Raw genomic sequence first — 26,996 nt, forward strand, 5'->3', positions numbered from 1 at the left:
TTTACCTTATATTTTTTAGTGTTGCTATTATTTTTTTTGTCAATGTATTCATATCGCTTGATGAGTCTATCTTTATACCTAATGTGTTTTTAGCTAATGTGTTTATTTTTATTTTTTTTCTACCAAAATAAGTAGGATCATTTAATGAAGACTTTGTGTTTTTTATATAAGGTATATGTATGTCAATAGTTCGATTCAATAATGATTGTATGTCGGCAGTATCTAACATATCTTTGGTTACAGGCCTGCTTTCGTTTAAGCAGAGTATTAGTCTGGTTGCTTTTCTATTATCTCTTTTAAAACGCTCATATAGGCTAATAAATTCTTTGGCGATTCTAACTGACATCATACTATTATCTAACAATATAATGATGCAATTAGATTGCTCAATATAGTCTGTTATTCTTTCCTTTGATGAATTATGAATAGGTTGGTCGAAAATAATAAAATTATGTTTTTTATTTGTTTGATTATCTACCTCACTTAATTTTTTTTCGTTACATAGCATAAGATCTAAGTGTTTATGATATTCAGTGATAGCGGTATTAATTTTTTTCTCTGTTACGAGGTCAAGATCTTGCGATCCTTGATTACCCTGTAATAATAATGTTGGGGATTTCTTTATTTGAGTAATTTCATATGCTAAATGGTAACTGAGTAGAGTCGTCCCTATTCCACCTTTACAACCCAGTACACTGATAAAAAAAGCCTTTCTTTCGGATTCTATCTGAATACCTTTAAGCAATAACTGTGTCAGTTCAGCAGATTGTGACTGTATATTTAAATATAAAATTCCCCTGTCAGTAAACTGCTGTGCAATACTGATTGAATCAATATCTCCGACGAGCACACACCAGCAATCACGCGGTGTATGATTTTTTATTAAATCTAATATTTTCTCTATTTCTTGATCATTACCAATATCAATAATTATACCAATAGTTTGGTCTGGTAAATTAACTAATGATGCAGTGAAAATATTGTCCTCTATTCCTTTAATGTTGTTAATATCGGCCAGTCGTATTTTTTCAGATATTTTCTCTATTAGCCACTTTCTTGTGGAAATAATTGCAATAGTATCTTTTACTTTGCTGGTTTTTTTATTGATTAAATCCTTGTTTAGGATTAATTGCATATGTCACCACTAATACTGGATTTTTTCCTGTTAATATTAACTGCGCATCCAACTTCATGATTTTTAACACGACGATAATCATTAATACTATAGTTACAGACTCTATTTTTAATGTTAACGCTGTCATTTTTAGATGTGATAATGATATTTATTTTGGATTGATTATCTCTCATAAGACAAAATGATCGGTCACTATCAATAGGTTTAATCGTCAGCTTTGCATAGCCCACTTTGGTAAATAATATAATGGTACCTATTATGAGTAATCTCATTTAATAAATCCTCCTTTACGCAGAAACTCTCTGGCCATCTTTTCTCTTTTTGTTTCCATAATGGAACTAAAGTTAAAAAATCGTTCGAGCGTTGAAGTATGCATAAAATCAGGCAACTCCACTTCTTTTTCGGAGACTGGATTCACCAAGTTTACGGTTGCGATCACCACTAATTCAGTTTGGCTCTGTTCTGTCTGTGCATTACGGAAAAATGCTCCTAATAGAGGGATATCACCAATTAGTGGAATTTTACTTAATGATTCTCTCTCCGTGTTACTGATTAATCCCCCTAAAATGAAACTCTCTCCATCTCCCAGTTCTAATGTTGTTGCTGCCCTACGTGTTCTTAATGTAGGGTAGGAATCTCCACCCCTCATATTAAATGTTTTACCTATACTGCTAACTTCTTCATTTAAAGTAATGCGAATACGTTTTTTATCATTAACTTTTGCACCAATGTTTAATTTAATACCAAATTCTTTATAAGTTATTTCTCTACTATTTTGTGTCGTACTTACTATTGGTATTTCGCCACCAACCAGAAAAGATGCACTTTCACCTGATAGTACGGAGAGATTGGGTTCGGCTAAAACTCGAGCAATGGTATCATCGTTAATAGCATGAACTAATGTACTTATCCCTTTGGCATTAAATCTAAAAAATTGGAAAGAACCCACAGAATCGCCGATGGTACTCCAATTAATTCCAACATTTTCAGTGAAATCTTTTGTAACTTCGGCAATGGTGAGTTTGACATTCACCTGATTAGATTGTGGTAATTTTATTTTGTTGATAATACCTAAATAATCAGTAGTATTAATAAGAGAGTTGCTATTTATTATTCTTTTACTACCAACAGCCTCACCTATAATTGTACCGATAGTGTCTTTGGCTTCCTCTGATCCTGCGGTTCCTGTCAGGATATAACCATCACCTATTTTGTTAATTTCCACATGACTTTCTGGATACTCAAGCTGTATTCTTTTATATGCAGCAGCAATGACATTGTTGACAAAAACGACAGATTTTATCATAGGCTTGTTGCTACTATTGAATAATATAAACTCCGCCATTCCTTCTTTTTTTGTATAGACAATAACGCTTTTTTTACCCACTATCTCATAGTCAGCTATGGCTGCTGCAGAAACAAAAACAGTGTCTATCTCATCTTGCGTATTAATAATATATGACTCACCAGTAGATAAATAAACTGATTTAGCATTTGCTCTATTGACTGCAGTTTGGATAGCCGTAATGACAAATAAGAAAAGTAATATATTCCTAATGACGTAGCTTCTCCGAAGTATTCTCATCCTCTTAACTCTCTTGCTGTGCGCAGTTTGGGAATAATGTCATATAAATTTGTTGATATTCTCTTGCTATCATCATTTTTATAGTTAGGAGTTAGAAAAGTATCACCTGTTTTTTCCACTATATGTATCAGATCAAGCTCTTCTATTTTTATTGTGACGGCAATATAACCTGTTAACATATCTTCAGTCTTTTGATTCTTGCTGTTTTTTTCTGATAATTCGTCAGCGGAGTACTTTTTTATTCTTACTACTTTCATGTTAGGGATGATTTTATTGAGGGAGTAGCTCTGTTTTTTCCTATCACTCATATTTTTTGTATTAATAATAGTGCCATGTTCCATCCCTTTCTTATTGTCTGTCTCAAGAACTCTCAATTGGTAAGATATCTCATCACCTACACTCAATGTATTCAGTAAGTAATCATCTTGTTTTTTAGTTGTGAATTTATAGACAATGTAGCCTTTCTGTAAGCTTAGATGGTTAAACTCATCACTATTGGGTGTGGCTAACATGTCTTTAGTAATGTAGGAACCATTGAGAGTGTTCGTTTTTAATAAATAGCTGTTAATGTTAGGGGTTTCAGAGATGTCATTTTTTATTAATTCACTTGACTCGGGGACGGCTATTTTTTTTATGGCGTACTCGCTGTGAGTCAATAGAGTTCCTGATGGCAAATCACTAGTGGCTTGTGCCAATATAATAGTGACTTCCTTTTCATTTTTTGGCGTGAGTAGGCTACTCGTTATTTTTTCATCATTCTCAGAGCTTATAAATAAGCCAGTAATACCTATAGCAATAATAAGAATAGAAATTAACAAAAGAAACTTACGGTTCATAATAATCCTATATTATTATATAAATGACTCGTTCACTATTCAGGATAGAAAAGATAATAAGAAGCCACTAGAAATTGCAACAGCGTAAGGTACACCTCTCTGTTGAATATCAGTACGATTGACTAACATACCTATTATCATGACGACTCCGCCCATAATCGCAGTGTAGAGAATGAAATTGATAGATTGTTCTGTATTCAGCGAAAACAGTAATACAGTTATTAATTTTACATCGCCGCCACCGATAAGTTTAAAATGAAAAATTATATAGCCTATAAATAATGTTAATAAAGGTATGATAAAATCTACCCTATTGTATGAGATATAACTCAAAGCCAGTGAGTTAATTGCCACAGTAATTACAAGCTTGTTGCTAATCGTGCGATGACGAATATCGCTATAGCAGATTAGCAATAATTGTAATGCTAACAATGTGACTAATGGTATTTGTAATATATCCAATCCTCCTTTGAGGATAATGTCATTAAGATGGCAACTTAAAGTTTCCATCTTAATGTTAATAGAGTCTAAATCACTTAGGCTTTGGGTGCTGCTGCAGTCACAGTATCTTTGGCTGATGCCACCAAATCAGTAACCAGAGCAGTTAATGGGCCTTTAGCTGCGGTAATAAGGATACCAGCCAATGCAATGATCATAACGTATTCAATAATAGAGCCGCGATTGTCCTTCATAAACTGCTGGGCATTAATTTGTGTTGTTACATAACCTTTAGTGATTAAGTTCATCATAATCTAGTTTCCTTGTTAAATATATTGGGATTCTTCCCGATATTTCAATTAAGTACAGAGTAGGTATCTCGCTACTACCCGAATCGATATTGTTATTTTCGCCTCGTTCGTAGTGGTTGCTATTAAATGCCTTTCTGGAGGAGGAATCCTTTTTTTAGCCTTATTTGGTCTCTTTAAATTATATTCATTTTAGTATGATAATTAAGGATTTGGCTTATCCCCACTGAATAAGATAATAAGGATTAAGACTGAGAGAAATGAAAGCCAGCAGAAAGAGAAAAAAGCGAGTAAAGATATCAATTTTTTCCAGCCATTGCTTTGCAAAAAACTTTGTTTGCCCTGTGCTAGAGGAATCTGTGGTGCGATACTCTCTGCCGGTAAAGAGATAGCGGCTACCAGGGAAGTATCAGGGGGTGCTGTTATCTGCTGAAGATCGTCATTATGTTGCTGTTCGTCAGAATATTTGCCAACTGTCACTTGGCTTACTGAGCCAGTATAACGGACGCCTTTTCGGGGAATAGTATGAATAAGAGATTCTTTCAGCCCTACCTGAAGAAATGCCTTACGCAGCATATAGAGTTGTCCGTAATAACTGCTTTCACTGACAGCCCCGCGCTGTTCTTTCCATACTTGGTTGATAATCTGTTCTTTTTCAGTGACTCCGTTAAGTAACAGATGCAAAAATCTTAAATTATTTTCAGTTAGCATTACCACTGAACCACCAGGGCCATTTAAACAGCGTTGTGCGGGAGAAAATAGCACTGTTCCTTCTAATTTAAACACAATCTCATTTGTCTCCATATTGGCGGCTACCTATCCTGTGTAAGATGTATATTTATTTTTTGAGTATTTTAAGGTCTTGGGTAACTCAGACTTACGCTAAGTGAGTATTTCTCTTTGATGTTGTGTGCATTGAAAGTGTAGTTACGCCATGTAATAGCTATTGTCAGAGTTATAAATCCGCTGTTTTCCTGTGTTTATTTTAATCCTCAAATTTCTTTAAATAGCTACGCGGCGTATTCTTGCACGATGCAATTGAGCTTAACAAGCAGGTATTTAGCCTGAGTATGTCATTTGCTATTATTACTTATCATCATTTCTTATTCGTTTATTATTTTATCTTTGTTATGAACTTATACTATTCTTCTGTTTTTTGATTATTTTCATGTTTTTTAATTTTAATATATTAAATATAATATTTTCCCGTCATATAGGGAGAGGATGTCGATAAAACTGAAACAGTGATAAATTGAGCTGGAGTTGGAGTAAACTGTATTGCTCTTAGTTATGTCATCGGCTGAGGTAAAGTGAGGCTCTTATGACTATGGATCTATTTTCTCAATTGCTCAATGAGCCTTGGGTTGAAGAATTAGCCCCTGGCGCGTTGGTTCTGCATCATTTTGTATCAGAACAGGCCCCGTCATTATTAGCAGAAGTTGCCGCCATTACCACTGTTGCTCCCTTGCGGCATTTGATTACCCCAGGCGGTTACCGGATGTCAGTGGCTATGAGTAATTGCGGTTCAGTGGGGTGGGTCAGTGATACTCGAGGTTATCGCTACAGCCCAGTTGACCCGCTAACAGAAATGCGCTGGCCCGCGATGCCCGAAAGTTTTATGGCGCTGGCGGTTGCTGCTGCACGGCAAGCCGGTTTTCTGCATTTTCAACCAAATGCTTGCTTGATAAACCGCTATGATGTGGGAGCCAAATTATCTTTGCATCAAGATAAAGATGAGTTGGATTTACGCCAGCCGATTGTTTCAGTATCACTGGGGTTGCCCGCCATATTCCTATTTGGTGGAGCATCCCGTGAAGCTAAATGCCAGAAAGTCTTATTGAGCGAAGGTGATGTGGTGGTGTGGGGCGGGCCATCTCGTTTGAATTATCACGGTGTATTGCCAGTTAAAGCTGGGTTTTCTCCCAGTGTAGGGGCATATCGGATTAATTTGACCTTCCGGTGTACTGGGCGCTCTGAGAAGTTATGAGGTATCAATAAGAAAACCCTCAGTCCCGCAAGACAGAACTGAGGGCGATGATGATACTTGTTAAGGTTTACTGCTGTTTGCTCTCTTTTTTATGTAGCAGCATATACACCGCCGGAATAACTAGCATCGAAAGTAATGGCGCACTCACCATCCCACCGATCATCGGGGCGGCAATTCGCTGCATAACTTCCGAACCGGTGCCACCTCCCCACATAATGGGCAGCAAACCGGCCATAATGGTCGCAACCGTCATCGCCTTTGGCCGTACTCGCAATACTGCACCTTCGTGAATGGCCGCACTCATCTCACTGACCGTCATGGCAATACCGGGTCGTTGATGTTTTTTCACCGCCTGATTCAGATACAAAACCATGATCACGCCGAACTCGGCAGCAACGCCCGCCAGCGCGATAAAGCCGACGGCGGCGGCAACGGAAAAGTTATAGCCCAGCCCATAGAGCAACCAGACCCCGCCAATCAGTGCGAAAGGCAGCGTTGCCATAATTAAGGCGGCATCCCTGACACTGCTGAAAGTGACATACAGCAGCACGAAAATGATCATGAGAGTGACTGGCAGAACAATTTTCAGTTTCGCGGTTGCCCGCTCCAGATATTCAAATTGCCCCGACCAACTGAGAGAGACCCCCTCCGGCAGTTTGACTTGCTCAGCGACGGCCTGTTGCATATCCGTGACCGCTGATTTCAAATCTCGCCCACGTAAATCGACATAAACCCAGTCGGATAAGCGCGCATTTTCACTTTTCAGCATCGGCGGGCCTTCTGTCACTTTGATATCCGCCAGTTCGGATAATGCCACTTGCCCACCGCTGGCAGTGACGACCGGTAAATCACGCAATTTTTGCAGCGAATCGCGGATTTCCCGTGGATAACGCAGATTGATTGGATAGCGTTCACGGCCTTCAATAGTTTCGCCAATGTTTTGCCCGCCGATCACGGTTTCTACCAGCGATTGCAGTTCTTTGACTGAAACACCATAGCGGGCTGCCCGCTTGCGGTCGATATCGATATCCACATAGCGGCCACCGGCCAGCCGTTCGGACAACGCCGAGGTTACGCCCGGCACTTTGCGCACTACCTGCTCAATTTGCTGTGCAACTTGCTCAATTTGTTGCACATTCTTACCGTTTACTTTGATCCCCACCGGGCTTTTGATCCCGGTAGACAGCATGTCCAGCCGATTGCGGATCGGCGGCACCCACAGATTAGCAATGCCGGGGACGTTAACAGTGGCGTCCAGCTCCTCGATTAATTTGTCCATGGTCATGCCGGGCCGCCATTCTTCTTTGGGTTTAAAGCGAATGGTGGTTTCGATCATGGTGAGCGGCGCGGGATCGGTGGCTGTTTCTGCCCGCCCAGCTTTACCAAAGACGGTATCCACTTCTGGCACCGTTTTGATCAGGCGATCCGTTTGTTGCAGTAAATGGCTGGCTTCGCGCACCGAAATCCCCGGCAGGGTCGAAGGCATATACAGTAAATCGCCCTCATCCAACGCGGGCATAAACTCGCTGCCTAAGCGGCTGAGTGGATATAGCGTTGCCAGCAAGAGGATGCCCGCAATGGCCAATGTGGTTTTTGGCCGCGCCAGCACGGCGGTTAATACTGGATGATAAAGGGTTATTAGCCAGCGGTTAATGGGGTTGGCATTTTCGTCAGGAATTTTTCCGCGAATAAAATAGCCCATTAATACCGGCACTAAAGTGATGGCTAAGCCAGCAGAAACCGCCATGGCATAGGTTTTGGTAAAGGCCAGAGGGGAAAACATCCGGCCCTCTTGCGCCTGTAAGGTAAATACTGGAATAAATGACAAAGTGATAATTAATAAGCTGCAAAATAGCGCTGGGCCGACTTCAATGGCCGCTTGTTCTGAAATACGCCAGTAATCCTGACTGACCGGCGTTTGGCCGGGGTGATCCCGCCGCCATTGTTCCAATACTTTGTGCATATTTTCGATCATGACGATCGCCGCATCCACCATGGCACCAATGGCGATGGCGATGCCGCCCAATGACATGATATTGGCATTAACCCCTTGATAGTGCATAACAATAAATGCACCGAGGATCCCCAGCGGCAGGGTGATAATAGCCACCAGTGCCGAGCGGAAGTGGAATAGAAACAGCGAGCAGATAACCGCGACCACTAGAAACTCTTCCAGCAACTTAAATGACAAGCTGTCGATGGCCTGAGTAATCAGGTGCGAGCGGTCATAAACCGGCACAATTTCTACTCCAGCGGGCAAACTGCGCTGAATCTGTTGGAGCTTCTCTTTCACGCCATTGATGGTTTCCAGCGCATTTTTGCCGTAGCGCATCACGATGATGCCGCCAGCGACTTCGCCTTCGCCGTTCAGTTCAGCTACACCGCGCCGCATTTCTGGCCCAATGCGCACGGTGGCAATATCGGACAGTAAAATCGGAATACCCTCACGGACGGTTATCACGATATTCCTGAAATCATCCAGCGTTTTCAGGTAACCGCTGGCGCGCACCATATATTCGGCGGCCCCCATTTCCAGCACTGAACCGCCGCCCTCCTGATTACTGTCGGCAATGGCGCTGGCAATTTGTTGATGAGAGAGATTCAGCGCCCGCATTCTTTCCGGGTCGAGAACCACTTGATATTGGCGCACCATGCCGCCGACACTGGCGACTTCCGAAACATTGGGCACGGTTTTCAGTTCAAACTTCAGTGTCCAATCCTGTAAAGCACGCAAATCGGCCAGACTGTGTTTGCCGGTTCTATCAATTAATGCATATTCATAAATCCAGCCGACGCCGGTGGCATCCGGCCCCAGTGCCGCTTTGGCCTCGGCTGGCAGGGTGGATTGCACCTGGCTGAGATACTCCAGCACTCTTGAGCGCGCCCAGTAGGGATCTGTGCCGTCATCAAATAATACATAAACGTAAGCATCGCCAAACATAGAAAAGCCGCGCACAGTTTTAGCGCCGGGCACTGACAACATGGTGGTAGTCAGCGGGTAAGTGACTTGATCCTCTACTACTTGCGGGGCTTTGCCGGGGTAACTGACGCGAATGATCACTTGTGTGTCCGACAGATCCGGTAGTGCGTCCAGCGGGGTTTGTTGCAGTGACCAAACTCCCCAGGCCGCCATCATCACCGCGCCTAGCAGCACCAACAGCCGGTTACGCAACGACCAACGGATAATGGCGGCAATCATAAGTGGCTCCCATGGATATCCGTGCTGTTATTAGCTTTTACCGGCTGGATGTGGCGGATCTGCGCGCCTTGTTCATTCAGCGTAAAGGTGAAATTGACTTCACTGCCGACGTGGATATCCGGTGATAACTTGCCCGGTGGCAGCAGGAAATCCATGGTCATCGCGCCCCATTTCAACGCGGCTATCGGGCCGTGAGATAAGGTGATTGTGGTGCCATTAATGGCGTTGACTTCCCCCTGTACTGAGTAAATATCGGCCGGTGCTTGCGCGGTGTTTTCCACTGCGGGCGCTTCGGTTTCTGGGGTATCAGCCATCTGCGGCAGGGCACTTTGCAAGCTAGCCTCTGAATCAATCAGGAATTGGCCGGACGTCACCACTTGCTGGCCATTACTCAGCCCAGATTTGATTTCTACCCAGCCGTCCTGAGTTTGCCCGGCACTGACTTCAACCGGCTTAAAGTGACCATTTCCTTCCGCTAGCAACACGGTGTTGCGGCTGCCCGTCAGCAATAAAGCTTCCTGTGGAATAGCCAGCACCGGCTCAAGCGCGGCAGTTTGTGCCGATTGCACATTCAGATACATCCCCGGTTTGAGCTTTTGTTGCGGGTTTTCCACGGTGATGCGTGCTTTTAAGGTGCGGGTCGCGAGATCCATATTGGGCAATAACTCGCTGACTTTGCCGTGGAAGGTTTCACCCGGCCAACTGGCAGTGGTAGCGGCAATTTCACTACCGATCGTGACTAAACTGGCTTGTGATTGCGGGTAATCCACCAGGATCCACACCTGATCGAGGCTGGCTAATTCGAACAGTGATTGGGTCGCCGCCACTTGCGAACCGGCGCGGATATCCAGTTTATTAACATAGCCATTGGCCGGGGATCGCAGCGTCACCCGGGTTTGTGGCTGGCCACTTTTTTCTACACTGCGAATGACCTCTTCTGGCATGAATTGCAGTTGTAACCGCTGACGGGCGGCGGCGGTCAATGCGCTGTCACCCAATTGGCGAATAGCCAGATACTCTTGCTGGGCGGCACTCCAATCGGGGATCCATAACTGTGCCAATGGTTGATTTTTCGTGACCGGCTGCTGATTGGCGCGCACATATAATTGCTCGATGATGCCATTGGCCCGCGCCGCAATGACTTGCACACTGCGTTCGTCTGTCGCCACGGTGCCGTAGCCAGTAAGGCGATGGTTGAGTGCGCGCATTTCTGCCGCCGCGGTGCGCACCCCCAGATTTTGCTGTTGGCGGGCGCTGATTGTCACGCCGCCATCTTCTACGGTTTCACCGGCATAGCGCGGCACCAGTTCCATATCCATAAAGGGTGATTTTCCCGGTTTGTCGAAGCGTTGTCCGGGGGACATTGGGTCATACCAATAAAGCACTTTGCGGCTGCTTTCGGCAGTGACGTCAGAGTGTGCGGCGGCGGTTGGCGTAGAATCTGATGCCGGTTTTCCGAGCAGATAACCGCCGAGGCCGCTGATGACGGCGACGGCCACTAAAGTCAGGCTAAATAGCTTTTTCATCGTGCGCTCTCCTGCGGGGTCAGATAACGGATGGCGGCCCAGGTGCGGGCTAATTCTCTGGCGGCATTGCTGGCATTGAGCTGGCTGTCGAGTAAGGCGCGGCGGGCCTCCAACACGCTGCTTAAATCGCTTTTATTGGCCTGATACTGCGCCATTATCAAGTTAACTCGCTGTTTTTGCAGCGGTAAAACCTCGTCAGTTTGCCGCTGCCATAACTCTTGGGTAGCTCGATATTGCGCTAATAAAGTGTCGAGTTGCGCCCGATGGTCACGGGTCAACAATGTGAGTTGGTCGTTAGCTTCCATGGATCGCGAGACGTCGGCGGCATAGTCTTTATCCTGACGTTGTGAGCGGAACAGCGGCAAATCGACAGTGACCATGACACCCGCCATATCCTCATATTCTTCGGCGCGTTTGGCGTAATAAACTTCAATACCGACATCGGGAGTGGCCGCAATGGCGGATTGTGCTGAACGCGCTTTGGCGACTTCCGCTTCGCGGCTGGCGAGCAATATTTCTGGATGCTGCTGGATAGCATCGCGCAATACGGTGATATCCGCTGGCAGGCGGGAGAATTTGGGCAATGTGCCACTGACGTGCTGAACCTCAATACCGGTCAATTGGGTGAGCTGGGTTTGCGCCAAAGCCACATCGCGCTGTGCGGTGGTTAATCTGTCTTGCATGGCGGATAGGGTTAGGCGCGCATCCAAAACACTGCTGGGTAACGCGCCACCACTGGCGACTCCCGCCCGTTGCAGCGCTATCTGTTTTTCACTCTCCTGCACTAAAATCCTGGCATCCGTCACCGCTTGCTCAGTGAGTGCCAAATCCAGCCAGGCTTGTGCGGTTTCCCTTTGTAACCGAGTGAGAATGGTTTCGCTGCCCGCCGCGGTTTTACGGGCTTCGGCGCTGAGAGTATCGGCCTTTCTTTGTCGTTTATTGCTGCTGACATAATCCTGCATGATACCAATCCGCTGCATGGTCATGCCCTCGCGGGTAAAGCGGCGGCCATTGTTGCCCCCCACCGGCAGGTTTTCAATACCGAATTTCAATTTGGGATCAGGCAGTTGGGTGGCGGAACTGGCCATGTTTTCTAGTGCATTAACCTGATGTTGATTGGCCGATAGCTCGGCTGAGTAGTGCTCAGCAGAAACCAGCGCTTGTTCCAGAGTGATGTCTGCCGCATAGCCCATGGCAGGTAAACCGAATGCGGCGGCGAGCAACAAGCGGGTCAATCCTATCCGCAAGGCAGCGGTGGGCCGCCCCTGTCGAGGGTGATTAGAGTGATTCATGATGGCTCCCGCCTTACGGTTGTTGCGCTGAAATGGCGGTGAGCTGATAGCCCTGTTCAGTCTGGTGGAAGCTGAATGCGACTTGCGTGCCGACCGGGAGCGGGGCGGCAACCAAGTTATTCGGCAGATCGAATGTCATGGTCATCGGCGGCCAGTTTAGGGCCGGAATGGCACCGTGGGCGATGGAAACACTATTGGCATTCCAGGTTTTTATTTGCCCGCTAGAGTGGTAGCTATTGGTGTCTGTGGCGGTGTTTTCAGCCATCATGGCCCCATGATTATGGGACATCGGCATGTTGTCGGCCATCGACGGAGTAGCGGCAAACAGGGGGGCAGAGAATAGAGTAACAGCAAAAAATAATGCACTAATAGTGGCAGATACAGCGTTGAATAAGGAACTCATGGAATAACTCCAAAATAGAATTAGCACAACACACCGCGGGAAAGCGGCCTGAAAGATGTGGTTAACTCTGTCTGGGTCTATTCTCTAAATCGGCAGAAAACAATTTCGGTGGGTGGCCCGACAATGGGTGGCATATGCCAGTCGAGGCGACGCACACCGGGGGCTTGTTGGATATCCGCCAGCACTAACTCAGTGTGAGTTGGCAATGCTGCCAACACCAGCATCCCGCTGTCAGACTGAACTGAATCGGGGATACAATGTTTTTCACACAGGGAGTTTTGCGCCGGGCCGTGGGACATTTCCATCGCCGACAACATTTGTTGCATCGGGTCTGCTTGCAAATGCCCTTGATGCTGACTAAAAACCGGAGAGTCGGCAGGGGCGATATCACACTGATGGCCCGCGATTGCCAGTTGGGTATTCAGGAAAAACCAGCAGGTTACCAGCAGCATACCGCACAGGCGCTTTTTACAGGCGCGCGTTCGGTGCATAAGCTGTGATATTCCCTTAAATGCTGGCATTTTTACCTTGAGTCAGTGGTGTGATGGGGTGATGCTTGCTCGCAAGTATAGGATTATCTCACTGTTTTTAGAATGGTTTTGGCCGGTTACACGGAATAAAATAAAAAGTTTCTGAAATGTTATTCGGCTGAATTTGTTCAATTTATTGTTAAAATTACAGCAGGAAGAGGGCGAAAATTTACTTTTCTTTAAGCAATTCTTATCCCATTAGGATAAAAAAACCGCATTAGGATAAAAAAACGCGCCAGTATGGGCCACCGGCGCGGTTGAAAATAAAAACTTACCAAGAATAACTGACGGTTGCGGTAGCGACACGACCACTGCCATAGAAACAGGCCGCCATTTGTGCGCAACTGGCCACATATTCTTTGTTGAATATGTTGTTGACGTTAACCTGCAAACTGGTGCCTTTCATCGCGGGCAGTGCTTGCCCCAGTTCATAGCGCATCATCCAGTCATATAGTGTTACCGCCGGGACTTTAAAGCTGTTTTTTCCATCGCCCCAACTGGTGCCGATATACCGCACACCGACGCCAGTAGACAAGCCGTCCACCACACCTTTATCAAAGCTATACATTCCCCATAATGAGGCCGAATGATTGGGTGTTCGTGATGGCATTTTGCCTAGTTCAGCGGCATTTTTGGTTTCACGCACTTTGCCTTTCGTGTAGGTATAAGCGGCGATCAGGTTGATATTGTCGTTAATTTCACTGTTTAATTGTGTTTCTATCCCCTGAGACTGAACTTCACCAATGGGAACACTGTAGGCCAGCACTGAGTCGTATTGGCTGATATTTTTCTGACGTAAATCATACAGTGCGGTGGTCAGTAGGGTACTACTGCCCGGAGGCTGGTATTTAATGCCTAACTCGACCTGACGTGCTGTTACGGGGTCTAGTGCACCCGTACCAGGAGCGCCTTTGGCAGTGCTAGGTTCAAATGAGGTGCTGTAGCTGATATAGGGCGAGATACCCGAATCAAAGGCATACAACACACCGCCACGGCCAGTAAATGCTTTATCGTCTTGTTGATCTTGCGTGACGCTTTTACGGTTCATGGTTTTTAACTGTGACCAGTCATAGCGCCCCGACAGCAGGAAATTCCACTTATCCAGCTCAATTTGGTCTTGTAAATAAACCCCGACCTGATCGAGTTTGGTCAAATCACTGCTATTGAGCGACAGGTCACTGTCCTTGATATTCAGGCCATAAGAGGGGGATACCCAATCCAAATTGTAGGCTGGCAGCACTTTACCCATATAGAACCGGCTATCAATACGGGTGCGTTTATAATCTAACCCGGTCAGCACTGTGTGATTTAACTGTCCAGTCCAGAAGTCGGCTTGTAACTGGTTGTCGACCGCAAACTCACCGGTGTTCTGCCGTTCGATTTGCGGGCGACGGGTCATTGTGCGGTTATCTGCCAGTAAATCCATAAAGACCAGATATTTGTAATCTTGCTTGTTGTGGCTGTAACGCAGATTTTGGCGGAATTTAAAGGTGTCATTGATGTAATGTTCAAGGGCATATCCGACGGAAGTTTGCTCGCGTTCAGATTGATCAAATGACGGGTCACTGACGTTAAAATCGTAAGGTATTTTGCCGTAGGGGGTACCAAACACCGTGCCAATTGCCGGTAAGAAGTTACGCGAGCCGGCCTTAGGTTCTTTCTGATAGCTGGTCAGCAAGGTAAAAGTGGTGTCTTCGTTCGGGATGAAAGTTATTGCTGGGGCGATAGCAAAACGCTCCTGCTTATAGGTATTAACTGCATCATCCTGTGTCCTGCCAATCCCATTAAGGCGATAGAGAACTTTACCCTCATCATCTAACACACCGCCAAAATCAAAGGCGGCTTCTGCCCGGCTATTATTACCAGCCCCGACCTGCACTTTATGAATACTTTCGGCTGTCGGGCGTTTGCTGACCATATTGATCAGGCCGCCTGGGTTGACTTGGCCATACAGCACTGAGGCCGGGCCACGAACCACTTCAACTCGCTCCAATAACCATGGGTCAATCTGGCCGCCGCGCCGTGCGCCACCCAGAGAGTTGTAGCTTAATCCATCCAGAAAACGCGGTGCGTAGCCGAAGCCACGAATGATAACTTCATCATTCATATTGGAACCACCGCGATATTCCGGTACGACACCGGCGGTATAACGCAATGCTTGTGCCACGGAAGTTGCACCTTGCTCCTGCATTTGCTGGCTGGTAATCACGGAAATGGATTGTGGAGTACGGATAAGCGGGGTATCGGTTTTAGTGCCGGTTGAACTATTTTTAGCAACGAAACCATCATCTTGTTGCCCGCTACCTGCTTTGGCAACCACCACTAATTTATCTTCTTTTGTCGCCGTTGCTTCTTTCGCGGTGGTTGCCGCGAAAGCCTGTAGAGCCGGTATTAATATAAGTGCAGAGGTTAATAAGGTTTTTGATGCGTAGCTTGCCCGGAATAGCAATTTCCCTGGCATCTTCTTGCCTGAAATATCAAACATGATTTATCCCTACCTAGAAACACAATAATAAAACGTGCTGGAGCCCATCCGGCCTTATACCTTTCATCTTGCAAACTGCAGGTGTTGGTTGCACTCAATAACCCGAATCACTTACTTGTGTAAGCTCATTGGGATTATCTCCTTTACCGCCTTCCTACATCTTGAAATCTATTGGGTTTATTTATTAACCGGTATGGCGATAAGAAAACTTTCTGCCCATTCAATTCCTTCTCGGCACCGCAGAACGCCCTTACTCATATTGCGGGAATAAAGGGGTACTCAAGAATGAACATGCATATGGTATTGCAAATACTAATGGTTCTCAATATTATTTGTATTCACACAATAAACACAAATATATTTAATTTGGTTGCTTGTGGACATACATTGGCTTGATGTGTGGTGTCTTGATGTGTAGTGAATAGAAACTTGGGCAATGAAATCAAAAGGATTGGGTGTGAGCACGACAAATGAACAGATTGATAGCCAGAGTTTGTTAGCAGACCCTCTGGCTGGCAGTGAGTCATGGTGGCAGCAGATTGCACTGCGGGGAACACCGCTGGTGGAGCCGGTTACTGCTGGCAAGGTGAAATTGACATTCCTCTGGCGGGAGCCGCCCGCCAAGGCGGGGAGCGCTGTTTATAGCCGTGTCTATATTGATGTTAACGGCGTGACTGATCACCACAGCCCCAATCCTGAAACGCTACAGCGCCTGGGCCAGAGCAATGTTTGGTATTGGCAGGCTGAAGTGGAATCTGACTTCCGGGGCAGCTACAGCTTTATTCCTGTTGTTGAAGAACACTGTTTGAATTTACCGGAGGGGACACCACAAGAGCGCCGTCAAGCGCAGCGCAATTGGTGGCTCTCATTGATGGATCTCGCTGAAAACGATCCGTTTAACCCTACCGCTCCCCATTACAGCTATCGCGGGAAACCACTTTCGGCGGTGCATTTAGCCGATGCTTTGCCCCAGACGGCCTGGCAGCCCATTGATGCGGGCCAAAAACTCCCAACAGACCCAAAACGGCTGCAACTGATTAGCTGGAATAGCAAGTTGCTCGGTAATAGCCGTAATGTGTGGATTTACCACACACTCGGTGCCGAAGATAAAGCTGAGCGGCCGCTGGTTATTTTACTCGATGGTCAATATTGGGCGCATGGGCAATCGATTTTTGGTGTGCTGGACAGAGAAACTGAAGCCGGACGCCTACCTGCCAGTGTGTATATCTTGATCGACATTATCGACCAACCTCATCGCGCAGTGGAATTGCCCTGCAATCAGGATTTCTGGCAAGCGCTGCAAACGGAGTTACTGCCACAAGTGGCCTTGTTGCAACCTTTCACTGACAAAGCCTCTCGCACTCTAGTCGCCGGACAGAGTTTTGGCGGGCTAGCTTCGCTGTATGCCGGGTTACATTGGCCGCAGCGTTTTGGTTGTGTGCTGAGTCAGTCAGGTTCCTTTTGGTGGCCAGATGTCGACAATTTCAAAGCACTAACCGCCGGAACTGCCGAGCGGCAGGGCTGGCTGACAGAGCAGGTTTATCAAGGTGTGGGCGCTGACCATCCATTGGATATTTTTATGGAAGCGGGCCGTCGCGAAGATGTGATTTATCAAGTTAATGAGGCCATGAGTGAAGCACTGCGGCAGGCTGGGCATCGGCTGCATTACCGAGTTTATTCAGGGGGCCACGATTCCTTGTGCTGGCGTGGCGGCTTGATTGATGGATTGCACTTTTTATTAGGTTCCTCAGATTCAAAATAAGGATATTTACGCCATGAACATTTACGCCATGAACAATGAAACAGAAACACCCACCAACCCGTTTGATAACGAAGATCTGCCTTTTTTTGTGCTGATCAATGAGCAGCAGCAATACAGCTTGTGGCCCCAAATTACGGCGATTCCGGCAGGATGGGAAATTGTTCATGGGCCGCAAAGCCGGGCAGATTGTGTGAAATATCTTGAGGTTAATTGGGCCGACATGCGCCCGGCCAGTTTGATTCGTGCAGAGGCTGGCCTGCAATAACGCGGGCCGTGGGCTAAAGGAATTATCGGATTATCGCGGCTCCACCTGCTGCAATAAATCCTGTGTTGCCAAAAAAAGGAATACCCATCGTGTCAGAGGATTCAATCTCCCTTGTTGCTGCTGTCGAGCTGCCCTTGGTGGCGGCCCAGCCCGGAATCTGGTTTGCTGATCAGTTAAGTCAGCAAAAGAACATGTTTACCGTGGCCCATTATATTGAACTGGCGGGGCCGCTGGAGAGGGAACTCTTTAGCCGTGCCGTTAGCCAAGGGTTGGCGGAGGCCGATACGCTTCATGCGCGTTTTGTTGATGGCGACGATGGCCCGATGCAGCGCATTCCCATACAGCGCCAGGCGGCTGACATGCCTAAGCTGGAGTGGTTGGATTTCAGTGCTCGCGCCGATGGGCGACAGGCCGCACTGACATTGATGTGGGAGGATACTGAGGCTCCGATACAGTTAGATGGCGAGGAGCCACTGTATCGACACTGGGTTATTCGTGTTCCTGATGAAAATGGCAAGCCGCTATGGCTTTGGTATCAGCGTTATCATCATTTGTTGCTTGATGGCTTCAGTTTCACCGCAATTACCCGCCGTATTGCCGATATTTACACTGCATTATTGCAAGGGAAATCTATTGGGGAATCCCCTTTTACCCCGTTTAGCGATGTGGTCAGTGAATATTTGGCGTATGCGGGGTCAGAAACCGAGCTGCGCGATAAGCAATTTTGGCAACAACATACTGCGGATTTACCCGCCGCACACATACTCTCCCCCCTGAACTCGCCCGCCCGGGCAGAGCAAACGGATAATCGCGTATTGCGTCAGCGGATTAATATCGACTCTGACTCGTTTGGCCGTTTACTGGCAGGGGGCGCAGCACAGCGCCTGAGCGCTGCCGATATGGCAATGGCGCTGTTGCTGATTTATTTCGCCCGTATAAGCGGCGAAATGCGCTTGTCGGTAGGGTGCCCGTTTATGCGCCGCATGGGATCAGCCGCCTTGACCGCCACCGGGCCAGTGGTGAATGTGTTGCCATTGCAGATAACGTTACGGCGCGAAATGCAGATTGTTGATGTGGCGCGCGCAGTGGCGTGCGAGCTGAAAACGGTGCGTCAACATCAGCGCTATGAAGCGGAACAATTACGGCGTGATTTGGGGATGGTCGGCTCCCAGCGGGCGCTATATGGCCCGGTACTGAATTTTAAAATGTTCGATTTCGCCCTGAATTTGGGGGAAATAACCGGCGTTACCCACACCTTGGCCTCCGGCCCGGTCGATGATGTCGAGTTTGATCTCTACCTTGATAACGGCCAGTTGACCTTGGAAATGCTGGCAAATGCGCAGCGCTATGACCTCGCCTGCTTACATCAGCATGGTGAGCGGATACAATTCTTGTTGCAGCAATTGGCGACCCAAGCCGAAATCACGGTAGGCGACCTCATATTGACGCCACAGCAGGAGCTGCAACGCATTGATAGTTGGGCTAAAGGCCCGCAATTAAGTCTGCCTGCTGGGGTGGTGTCGGTGCTGGATATTTTCCAGCAGCAAGTGAGTGCGCAACCGGATGCTATTGCGGTGAGCTGTGGCAAGCAAAGTCTGACTTATCGCCAGCTTTCTGACCGTGTGGCCCAACTAGGGCGAGCATTGATCGCCAGAGGAATTCAGGCTGATGATGTGGTCGCGATTGGTATTCCGCGAACTGTGGATTCGCTGGTCGCCATCTTGGGGACTCTGGCCAGTGGAGCAGCTTACATGCCGCTTGATCTGGATTACCCGATGGAGCGGCTCGCCAAAATGTGCGAGGACGCCAGACCGCGCTTACTCCTAGCCCATCAATCGACTGAAAGTTTGTTATCTTCACTGGCTATCACCGGCGAGATGGAAATAGTTTGCCTGAATGAATCGCGCTTCCAGCAGGAATGCACGGTTTTCTCTGTTCGGCCCATTACTGATGCAGAGCGCCAGCATTCCCTGCACGGTGAACATCTGGCATACATGATTTATACCTCGGGTTCGACTGGCCGACCTAAAGGGGTCATGAGCACCCATGGCGGGTTAGTCAATTTGCTCGTGGCGCACCGCACGTACCTGTATGGCCCGGCGATGGCGGAATTTAAGCAGCATAATACCCGCCGAATGCGCGCGGGGCATACCGCATCATTCTCTTTCGATTCCTCTTGGGAACCGCTGTTCTGGATGATGATGGGCTGCGAGATGGTCATTTTTGATGAAGAAATACGCCGTGATGCTTATGCATTGGTGCAGATGATGGATCAGACGCCAATCGACACCATGGACATTACCCCGTCATTCTTTACGCAAATGATCGATAGCGGTTTACTGGAGGTTGGGCATCACCAGCCCGCCTTTATTATGATTGGCGGTGAAGCCGCCACACCGCGTTTGTGGGAGCGGCTGAAACAGCATCCTGAACTGAACGTGGTTAACTTCTACGGCCCGTCGGAATACACCATAGATACCCTCGGCGCGAATATCCAGGTGGCGACGCAACCGGTTATTGGCCGCCCGGTGGCGAATACCGAAGTCTATTTGCTGGATAGTCAACTCGCCAAAGTGCCAATAGGTGCGGTGGGGGAGTTATATATTGCCGGTAAAGGGTTGGCTCGTGGTTATCTGAACCGGCCTGATTTAACCGCGGCGCGTTTTGTGGCCAACCCTTTCCGTCACGGCGAAGTGATGTATCGCAGCGGCGACTTGATGCGCTGGACGGCAGAGGGGCAGTTGGATTTTGTCGGGCGCACCGACCACCAGATAAAAGTGCGCGGTTTCCGGGTTGAGCTGGGCGAAGTCGAAAACGCGCTAGTGGTCTTGCCGGCAGTCAGTAGCGCAGTGGTTATCGCCGAAGCGGTCGGCGCGACCCATCGGCTTATTGGCTACTGCGTGGTACCCGATGCGCAACTGCGCCAGAGTAAAGATCTTAATGCCCGGCTAATGGATCAATTGGCCGCGAGCTTGCCAGATTATATGGTGCCCGCGATCCTGATGGTGTTGGATGAAATGCCGCTGACGGTAAACGGCAAGATTGACAGGCAAGCGCTGCCCGCCCCACAACATCGGCAACAGTTCACCAGCCGGGCACCACAAACCCCGCCGGAAAAGCTGTTGTGTGATGCCATCGCCCACTTGCTGCGTTTGGGCAATATTGGTGCGGAAGATGATTTCTTCCAACTCGGGGGCGACAGTATTTCCGCTATGGCGCTGGGGAGCACTTTGCGTCGCGCCGGTTTCCGCTTGGCTCCGCGCGAGATTTTTGCTCTGCGCACACCGGTTAAAATGGCGCTGGCTTTACAACCCTTAATGAGTTCGCCCGAAGCGGCACCCACGGCATCCTTACCCGAAACACTGTGGCAGGCGGCTGGCGAAAAATATGGCCCAATCGCCGATATTCTCCCGGTATTGCCGCTCCAACAAGGTTTACTGTTCCATGCTCAGTTAGGGCAAGAAGCTAACAATTACAATGCGATCAGCCGTTTTGACCTTCAAGGTGCATTAGACATTGAGTGCTTGCGTGATGCACTGGAAAACCTACTGCGGCGCTACCCGCAACTGGGGGCTATTTTTGACAGTGAGTTGCACAGTGAATCATTACAAATTCTACCGCAGATTCAAGATAGCGCCCGTCGCTGGCCATGGCAGCAATATGACTTGAGCGCATTGACACCGGATCAGCAAACTGCCAAAACCCAGCAATTGGAGCGCGAAGGGCTGGCACGGGATCTGGTGAGTGAGACGGCGGGGACATTAAAACCTTTACTGATTGCCACCTTGATCCGCTACAGCGCCGAGCGCTATTCGTTGATCATCATCGCGCACCATTTGGTGGGAGATGGCTGGTCATCGGCAATTTTGCTGCATGACTTGCTGCATCTCTACGGCAATAAGCCGGAATTAGCGCCGCTGAGTGTCAGTTATGGTGATTTGATTCGCCGCATGACGTCGCGCGACCTGCAATCAGACCGTTTGGCCTGGCAGCAGGCTGTTCGCGGTGTCACGCCAACGATTCTATATCCTGAAACCAATGCCGCCAGCCCGGTACGCGAATGGACTATCGCGCTGGACAGCAAACTGGAAACGGCACTGACCGAGTTGCAACGGCGCGATGGCATCACGCTCAATACTCTACTGCAAGGGGTTTGGGCCACCTTATTGGGCGTGCTTAGTGGCCGTGATGATGTGGTATTCGGCTCACCGGTTTCTGGCCGTTTTAGTGAAATCGACGGTATCGAACAGCACGTCGGGCTGTTCAGTAACACCCTCCCGGTGCGGGTGAAATTGCAGCCGCAATTGCCACTGTTAGCACAGTTGACCGCGTTGCAGCAGCAGCAGATCCAACTACTGGAGCACGATGGTCTGGGGTTGGGGGAGATCCAGCGTCTGGCCGGGGCGAATACATTATTTGATACCTTGCTGGTGGTTGAAAACTACCCGGAAAACAATCAATTACATCAGCAATCTTTCAAGGGTTTGCGGTGTAATGCACTGAATAATCGCGGTTATACCCATTACCCACTGACTTTATTGGTGTTGCCGGGCGAGAAGCTGCATCTGCAACTGGAATACCGTGATGCGGTCGGCGATCCGCAACGATTGGCCCAGCGCTTGGTGATGTTGCTGGAATATTTGGTCTGGCAGCCCGAATTGCCGTTATCCGCCCTGAATTTGCTGACTGCCGATGAAAAAGCGCTGTTGGCAGCCGCCAATGACACTGCCATCGCCCTACCTGCGCTGACACTATGTGATTTGCTAAACCAACAGTCGCAGCTAACACCACAGGCTATCGCCTTATTGGATGCTGATGAAACACTCACTTATCAGCAAGTTAATCAGCGGGTTCAATCGCTGGCTGCCCATCTACGTCAACAGGGCGTGCTGCCCGGTGACCGGGTTGCTGTGGCGCTGCCGCGCTCGGTGAATCTCAGTTTGGCCTTGATGGCTATTTTGGCCGCAGGCGCTGCTTATTTGCCGCTGGATACTGGTTATCCTGATGATCGCCTGGCTTACATGATCAGTGATGCCGATCCACGTCTCCTTATTACGGTCAGCTCTTTGGCTGAGCGCTTTACCGGCCAGGCCCCGCTGTTGCTGCTGGATCAACTGCCCACGCAGGATAAACCGGCGCTGTTGCCCGCCATCCAGATAACGCCAAACCATCCGGCTTATTTGATTTACACCTCCGGCTCGACTGGGCGGCCAAAAGGTGTGGTAGTCACACATGGGGCTATCGTTAACCGCCTGTTATGGATGCAAAATGAGTATCCGCTGGGCGCTGATGACGTGGTATTACAGAAAACGCCGTGCAGTTTTGATGTCTCGGTGTGGGAGTTTTTCTGGCCGATGATAACCGGGGCAAGATTGGTCATGGCGCCGCCAGAAGCTCATCGTGACCCCGAGCTACTGCGTAGCTTGATTGAGGATTATGGCGTCACGACCGCTCACTTTGTGCCCTCAATGCTGGCCGCTTTTGTCAGTGCGATGCATGGGCAGCAGCAGCCTTGCCAGAGCTTACGCCGAGTATTTTGCAGTGGCGAAGCATTGTCACGCGAGCTATCGGAGCTATACCAACAGATTTTTGCTGCTCCATTGCATAATTTATATGGCCCAACCGAAGCGGCGGTGGATGTCACTTATCAACCCGCCTATGGTGATGCTTTGGCGCGAGTGACTGGCAGCAGTGTGCCCATCGGCAAGCCGGTGTGGAATACCCAACTGCGTATTCTCGACACTATGCTGCGGCAAGCCCCGGTCGGCATTTCGGGCGATCTCTATTTGTGTGGCGTACAACTGGCGCAGGGTTACCATGCCCGCCCAGATCTGACTGCCAGCCGATTTGTTGCTGATCCTTATGACCGTGGACAGCGGATGTACCGCACCGGTGATATCGCCCGCTGGCTGCCGGATGGCACAGTAGAATATTTGGGGCGCAGTGACGATCAATTGAAAATTCGTGGGCAACGCATTGAATTAGGTGAGATTGAATCTGCGCTATTGGAGTTTCCTTCAGTCCAGCAAGCGGTGGTGCATGCCCGCACCTTGGCGGGGGCGGAAGGGGCCTTAGCCGGAGCCGATACCCGCCAGTTGGTCGGCTATATTGTGCCGGTTGTCGGATCGGAAAATATTGATTTAGAGGTTTTGCGCAGCCAGCTTAGTGAGCGCTTACCGGCGCATATGGTGCCGGTAGTTATCGTCAGCCTGAGTGCTTTCCCGCTGAGTGCCAATGGCAAACTGGATCGCAAGGCATTACCGGCACCAGTGAATCAGGCGGGCAGTAGTGGGCGCGCGCCACAAGCCGGTTTGGAAAGTCTGATTGCGGGATTATTTGCCCATTTGTTGGGAGTTGAAAGCGTCGGTGCGGATGATGATTTCTTCGCGCTGGGCGGCCATTCTTTGTTGGCAATGCGCTTGGCGGCTGACCTGCGCCGTGAGTTGCAACAGCCCGTCGCGGTGGGGCAGGTGATGGTGGCCTCGACAGTGGCGGCATTGGCAGCCGCATTGAGCCAGCCGCAGTCAGATAAACCCGCGGGTAAAGCTGGTTTCAGCGAAGTCTTGCAGTTGCGTGGTGGTAGGGGCAACCCGCTATTTTGTATCCATCCGGCGTCTGGTTTTGCTTGGCAATTCAGTTTGTTACCGCGTTATTTGCCGGGTAGTTGGCCGGTGCTGGGAATTCAGTCTCCGCGCCCTCATGGGGCCATTGCCACTAGTCGGGATATGGACAGCTTATGTGACCATCATTTGGCGACCTTACGTCAGGTGCAGCCACAGGGGCCATATCACCTAATGGGATACTCATTGGGCGGCACAGTGGCGCAGGCCATGGCGGTAAAATTACAAGCACAGGGCGAGGAAGTGGCTTTCTTGGGGTTGTTGGATACCTATCCGCCGGAAACCCAGGATTGGAATGCGCCGATTGAGGCGGAGGCGCTGGAGGAAGTTGAGCGCGAGCGGGCATTGTTTATGGCGGCGGCGGGCGATGAGCAGCAAGAGAAACGAGAAATGTTTGCGCAAATTCAGGCAAATTATGACGACTCTGTCGGCTTGTTATCAGGGGCTAAAACGCCAGTTTACGAGGGTGAAACCACGTTATTTGTTGCCACCCAAACCCTACCCGCGGGTGAGACTCCCGAGGATATCTGGCGGCCATATGTGAAGCAACTGCGGACATATCATCTTGATTGTTCGCATATCACGATGATGTCGCCGGAGACATTAAAAGTGCTGGGGCCCATTTTGCAGCAAGTGTTTAGTGGGATTAGGTCATTGTAGTTGGGGATGGTGAATAGGTTCGATGTTCTGGTTCGGTTGTTAGAATTTTACTGGTCACTTGGCCTCGGCTGAACCAATCGCCAAAGGGTGCGGGCGCGCACCCTTGTGGAATCCCGCGCTTCGCACGTATCGCCAGCCCACGGCGTGGGTTCCCTCACTCATCATTTCACTGGCGGGACGGCTTTATTATAGCCTCTTCGAGGCTACCCTTCGGCACCATTAGTATGAAAATCAAGTCACCGCAAGGTGGCTTTTTTTTGCCTGTCGTTCAGCAAAGTCCATTATCTTCCGTAAAAGTCTATATAAAACAGCATGTAACATTCTGGTGATTTTTGCCACTTCTCCATTCTGGTATTTCTACGTCCATTAGCAGCCATCATCACTGGGGGTCAAAATGGGGGTCAGCTCGGTTCGGAAAATTTGTGACCCCCAAATATGCGTCAGATATAGGTGGTATCAGCCTTTGTGAAGATCTTAGCGGGGTTGGTTGTAGCATCGGGGGGTATCTCTTTACAAAGGACATTTTTGGGGTGTCCTTTGTAAAGAGATAATTAGGTATTATCGTTTTCTGTAATGCCATTGATTAATATAATGTTTTTATAAGGAAGCCAGTTTAAATTTTGTCTTTATTACCCGTTGACAGCTATAACACTCCAATAGCATAGTGAGCGCTTTCTGGGTTCTATATGGATGTGACCCCCAATGGCGCTGACTGATGCCGCAATTCGAAATGCCAAACCTCGCGATAAAGCTTATAAACTCACTGATGCTCAAGGACTCTATCTACAGATACAACCTCGTGGTACTAAGCTCTGGTACCTTAAATTCCGCATCAATGGAAAGGAAAGCCGCATTGCTTTTGGTGGTTATCCTGCCATCAGCTTAGGGCAGGCTCGAGCTGAGTGTGATAAAGCGAAAGCACTGATCGCGCAAGGCATTAGCCCGACAAATAAGCGTGAGCAAGAAAAAGATATTATACAAAATACGCATACCTTTGAGTTGGTTGCACGCGACTGGCATGCCAGCAACAAGAAATGGTCTGCACAGCATTCTGAGCGCGTTCTGCGTTACTTCGAGATGTATTTGTTTCCTGCTATTGGTCAGCGAAATATCGATGAGCTAAAAATCCGTGATCTACTTGCCCCTTTAAGAGTGGTTGAGCAGACGGGAAAATTAGATGTGGCTGCACGACTGCAACAACGGATTACCTGTGTGATGCGTTACGCTGTCCAGAACGGTTTAATCGAATATAACCCGGCACAAGACCTCGCAGGTGCTTTAGTTACCCGTAAGGCAACTCACCGTGCGGCGCTCTCGCTAGAACGTCTCCCTGAATTGTTATTACGCATGGATTACTACTGTGGCAGGCCATTGACCCGGATGGCGGTAAAGCTATGTCTGTTGGTATTTATTCGTTCAAGTGAACTGCGGTTTGCCAGATGGGATGAAATCGATTTGGAAAGAGCCTTATGGACACTACCGGCAGAGAGGGAAGTTATCGATAAGGTTAGGTATTCGCACCGTGGTTCGAAAATGAAAACTCCTCATCTGGTGCCATTATCCAGGCAAGCTATTGCCGTTCTTGAGCAAATTAAGGCATTAACCCAAGATGAAAATCTGGTGTTCCCTGGTGATCACCATCCCAACCGACCCATGAGTGAAAATACCATTAATAATGCGTTACGCCGTATGGGATACGATACCAAAACAGAAGTTTGCGGTCATGGCTTCAGAACAATGGCCTGTAGTGCTTTGGTTGAATCAGGTATGTGGTCACGTGATGCAGTAGAACGGCAGATGAGCCATCAGGAACGTAACAATGTCCGTGCGGCCTATATCCACAAAGCCGAACATATGGATGAAAGAAGACTCATGGTGCAATGGTGGGCGGATTATTTGGATAGGTGCCGCGATGGGTATGTGGTGCCTTATCATTTCAGTGGAAAGGATTCTCCGGAATGAGCA

General features: G+C 48.4%; 17 protein-coding genes. 5 read left to right on the forward strand and 12 right to left on the reverse strand.

The genetic code is table 11. From position 1 onward, the window contains the following. Position 1: 1 nt before the first annotated feature. From OVO64_RS13865 to OVO64_RS13890, 6 genes are all read right to left on the reverse strand, one after another. Positions 2 to 1,135 carry a pilus assembly protein CpaE gene (locus OVO64_RS13865; protein WP_038639030.1) on the reverse strand — a complete coding sequence of 378 codons (1,134 nt, stop codon included), beginning with the start codon at positions 1,133 to 1,135 and terminating at the stop codon, positions 2 to 4. Between the two features lie 268 nt (positions 1,136 to 1,403). Then, on the reverse strand, positions 1,404 to 2,720 hold the full coding sequence (locus OVO64_RS13870; protein ID WP_038639035.1) for a type II and III secretion system protein family protein: 1,317 nt from the start codon (positions 2,718 to 2,720) through the stop codon (positions 1,404 to 1,406). After that, positions 2,717 to 3,556 carry a hypothetical protein gene (locus OVO64_RS13875; protein WP_038639038.1) on the reverse strand — a complete coding sequence of 280 codons (840 nt, stop codon included), beginning with the start codon at positions 3,554 to 3,556 and terminating at the stop codon, positions 2,717 to 2,719. The genes OVO64_RS13870 and OVO64_RS13875 overlap by 4 nt, the downstream gene beginning before the upstream one ends. A gap of 39 nt (positions 3,557 to 3,595) precedes the next feature. Further along, complete coding sequence (locus tag OVO64_RS13880; RefSeq protein ID WP_038640045.1) at positions 3,596 to 4,018, reverse strand: A24 family peptidase; 423 nt, start codon at positions 4,016 to 4,018, stop codon at positions 3,596 to 3,598. Between the two features lie 74 nt (positions 4,019 to 4,092). After that, positions 4,093 to 4,305, reverse strand: coding sequence for a pilus assembly protein (locus tag OVO64_RS13885; protein ID WP_145510257.1), 213 nt, complete (start codon positions 4,303 to 4,305; stop codon positions 4,093 to 4,095). A gap of 201 nt (positions 4,306 to 4,506) precedes the next feature. Next, positions 4,507 to 5,106 (reverse strand): winged helix-turn-helix domain-containing protein, encoded by a 600-nt coding sequence (locus OVO64_RS13890; protein WP_038639044.1) that lies wholly within the window; start codon positions 5,104 to 5,106, stop codon positions 4,507 to 4,509. A gap of 517 nt (positions 5,107 to 5,623) precedes the next feature. On the opposite strand from OVO64_RS13890, the gene alkB reads away from it, so the two are divergent. Further along, positions 5,624 to 6,289 (forward strand): DNA oxidative demethylase AlkB, encoded by a 666-nt coding sequence (gene alkB, locus OVO64_RS13895; protein WP_038639046.1) that lies wholly within the window; start codon positions 5,624 to 5,626, stop codon positions 6,287 to 6,289. Positions 6,290 to 6,356: 67 nt separating this feature from the next. On the opposite strand, the gene OVO64_RS13900 is transcribed toward alkB, so the two are convergent. The 6 genes from OVO64_RS13900 to OVO64_RS13925 form a co-directional block, all read right to left on the reverse strand. After that, positions 6,357 to 9,488, reverse strand: coding sequence for an efflux RND transporter permease subunit (locus tag OVO64_RS13900; RefSeq protein WP_267248837.1), 3,132 nt, complete (start codon positions 9,486 to 9,488; stop codon positions 6,357 to 6,359). Further along, positions 9,485 to 11,014 carry an efflux RND transporter periplasmic adaptor subunit gene (locus OVO64_RS13905; RefSeq protein WP_267248838.1) on the reverse strand — a complete coding sequence of 510 codons (1,530 nt, stop codon included), beginning with the start codon at positions 11,012 to 11,014 and terminating at the stop codon, positions 9,485 to 9,487. Before OVO64_RS13905 ends, OVO64_RS13900 begins: the two co-directional genes overlap by 4 nt. Next, a complete protein-coding gene (locus tag OVO64_RS13910) occupies positions 11,011 to 12,306 on the reverse strand; it encodes a TolC family protein (RefSeq protein ID WP_145510254.1) in 1,296 nt (431 codons plus the stop codon). Before OVO64_RS13910 ends, OVO64_RS13905 begins: the two co-directional genes overlap by 4 nt. Positions 12,307 to 12,319: 13 nt before the next feature. Then, positions 12,320 to 12,709 carry a copper-binding protein gene (locus OVO64_RS13915; RefSeq protein WP_145510253.1) on the reverse strand — a complete coding sequence of 130 codons (390 nt, stop codon included), beginning with the start codon at positions 12,707 to 12,709 and terminating at the stop codon, positions 12,320 to 12,322. 77 nt (positions 12,710 to 12,786) lie between these two features. Then, entirely contained in the window at positions 12,787 to 13,200 is a 414-nt protein-coding gene (locus OVO64_RS13920; protein WP_050291954.1) for a hypothetical protein, read from the reverse strand. Positions 13,201 to 13,510: 310 nt separating this feature from the next. After that, entirely contained in the window at positions 13,511 to 15,724 is a 2,214-nt protein-coding gene (locus tag OVO64_RS13925) for a TonB-dependent siderophore receptor (RefSeq protein ID WP_267248839.1), read from the reverse strand. A gap of 457 nt (positions 15,725 to 16,181) precedes the next feature. Here OVO64_RS13925 and fes point away from each other — a divergent pair, with 457 nt between their 5' ends. The 4 genes from fes to OVO64_RS13945 all read left to right on the forward strand — a co-directional run bounded on the left by fes (position 16,182) and on the right by OVO64_RS13945 (position 26,993). Continuing rightward, positions 16,182 to 17,486, forward strand: coding sequence for an enterochelin esterase (fes, locus tag OVO64_RS13930; protein WP_145510251.1), 1,305 nt, complete (start codon positions 16,182 to 16,184; stop codon positions 17,484 to 17,486). Positions 17,487 to 17,499: 13 nt separating this feature from the next. Then, positions 17,500 to 17,751, forward strand: a complete 252-nt coding sequence (locus OVO64_RS13935; RefSeq protein WP_042562481.1) for an MbtH family protein — start codon at positions 17,500 to 17,502, stop codon at positions 17,749 to 17,751. Between the two features lie 89 nt (positions 17,752 to 17,840). Beyond that, positions 17,841 to 25,031, forward strand: coding sequence for a non-ribosomal peptide synthetase (locus tag OVO64_RS13940; RefSeq protein ID WP_267248840.1), 7,191 nt, complete (start codon positions 17,841 to 17,843; stop codon positions 25,029 to 25,031). A 702-nt stretch (positions 25,032 to 25,733) separates the two neighbouring features. After that, the gene (locus tag OVO64_RS13945) at positions 25,734 to 26,993 is read left to right on the forward strand and encodes a tyrosine-type recombinase/integrase (protein ID WP_145585952.1); all 1,260 of its coding nucleotides are present in this window, start codon (positions 25,734 to 25,736) and stop codon (positions 26,991 to 26,993) included. Positions 26,994 to 26,996 lie beyond the last annotated feature (3 nt).

The sequence above is a fragment of the Yersinia sp. Marseille-Q5920 genome (assembly GCF_946902935.1).
GTDB classification, from domain to species: domain Bacteria; phylum Pseudomonadota; class Gammaproteobacteria; order Enterobacterales; family Enterobacteriaceae; genus Yersinia; species Yersinia rochesterensis.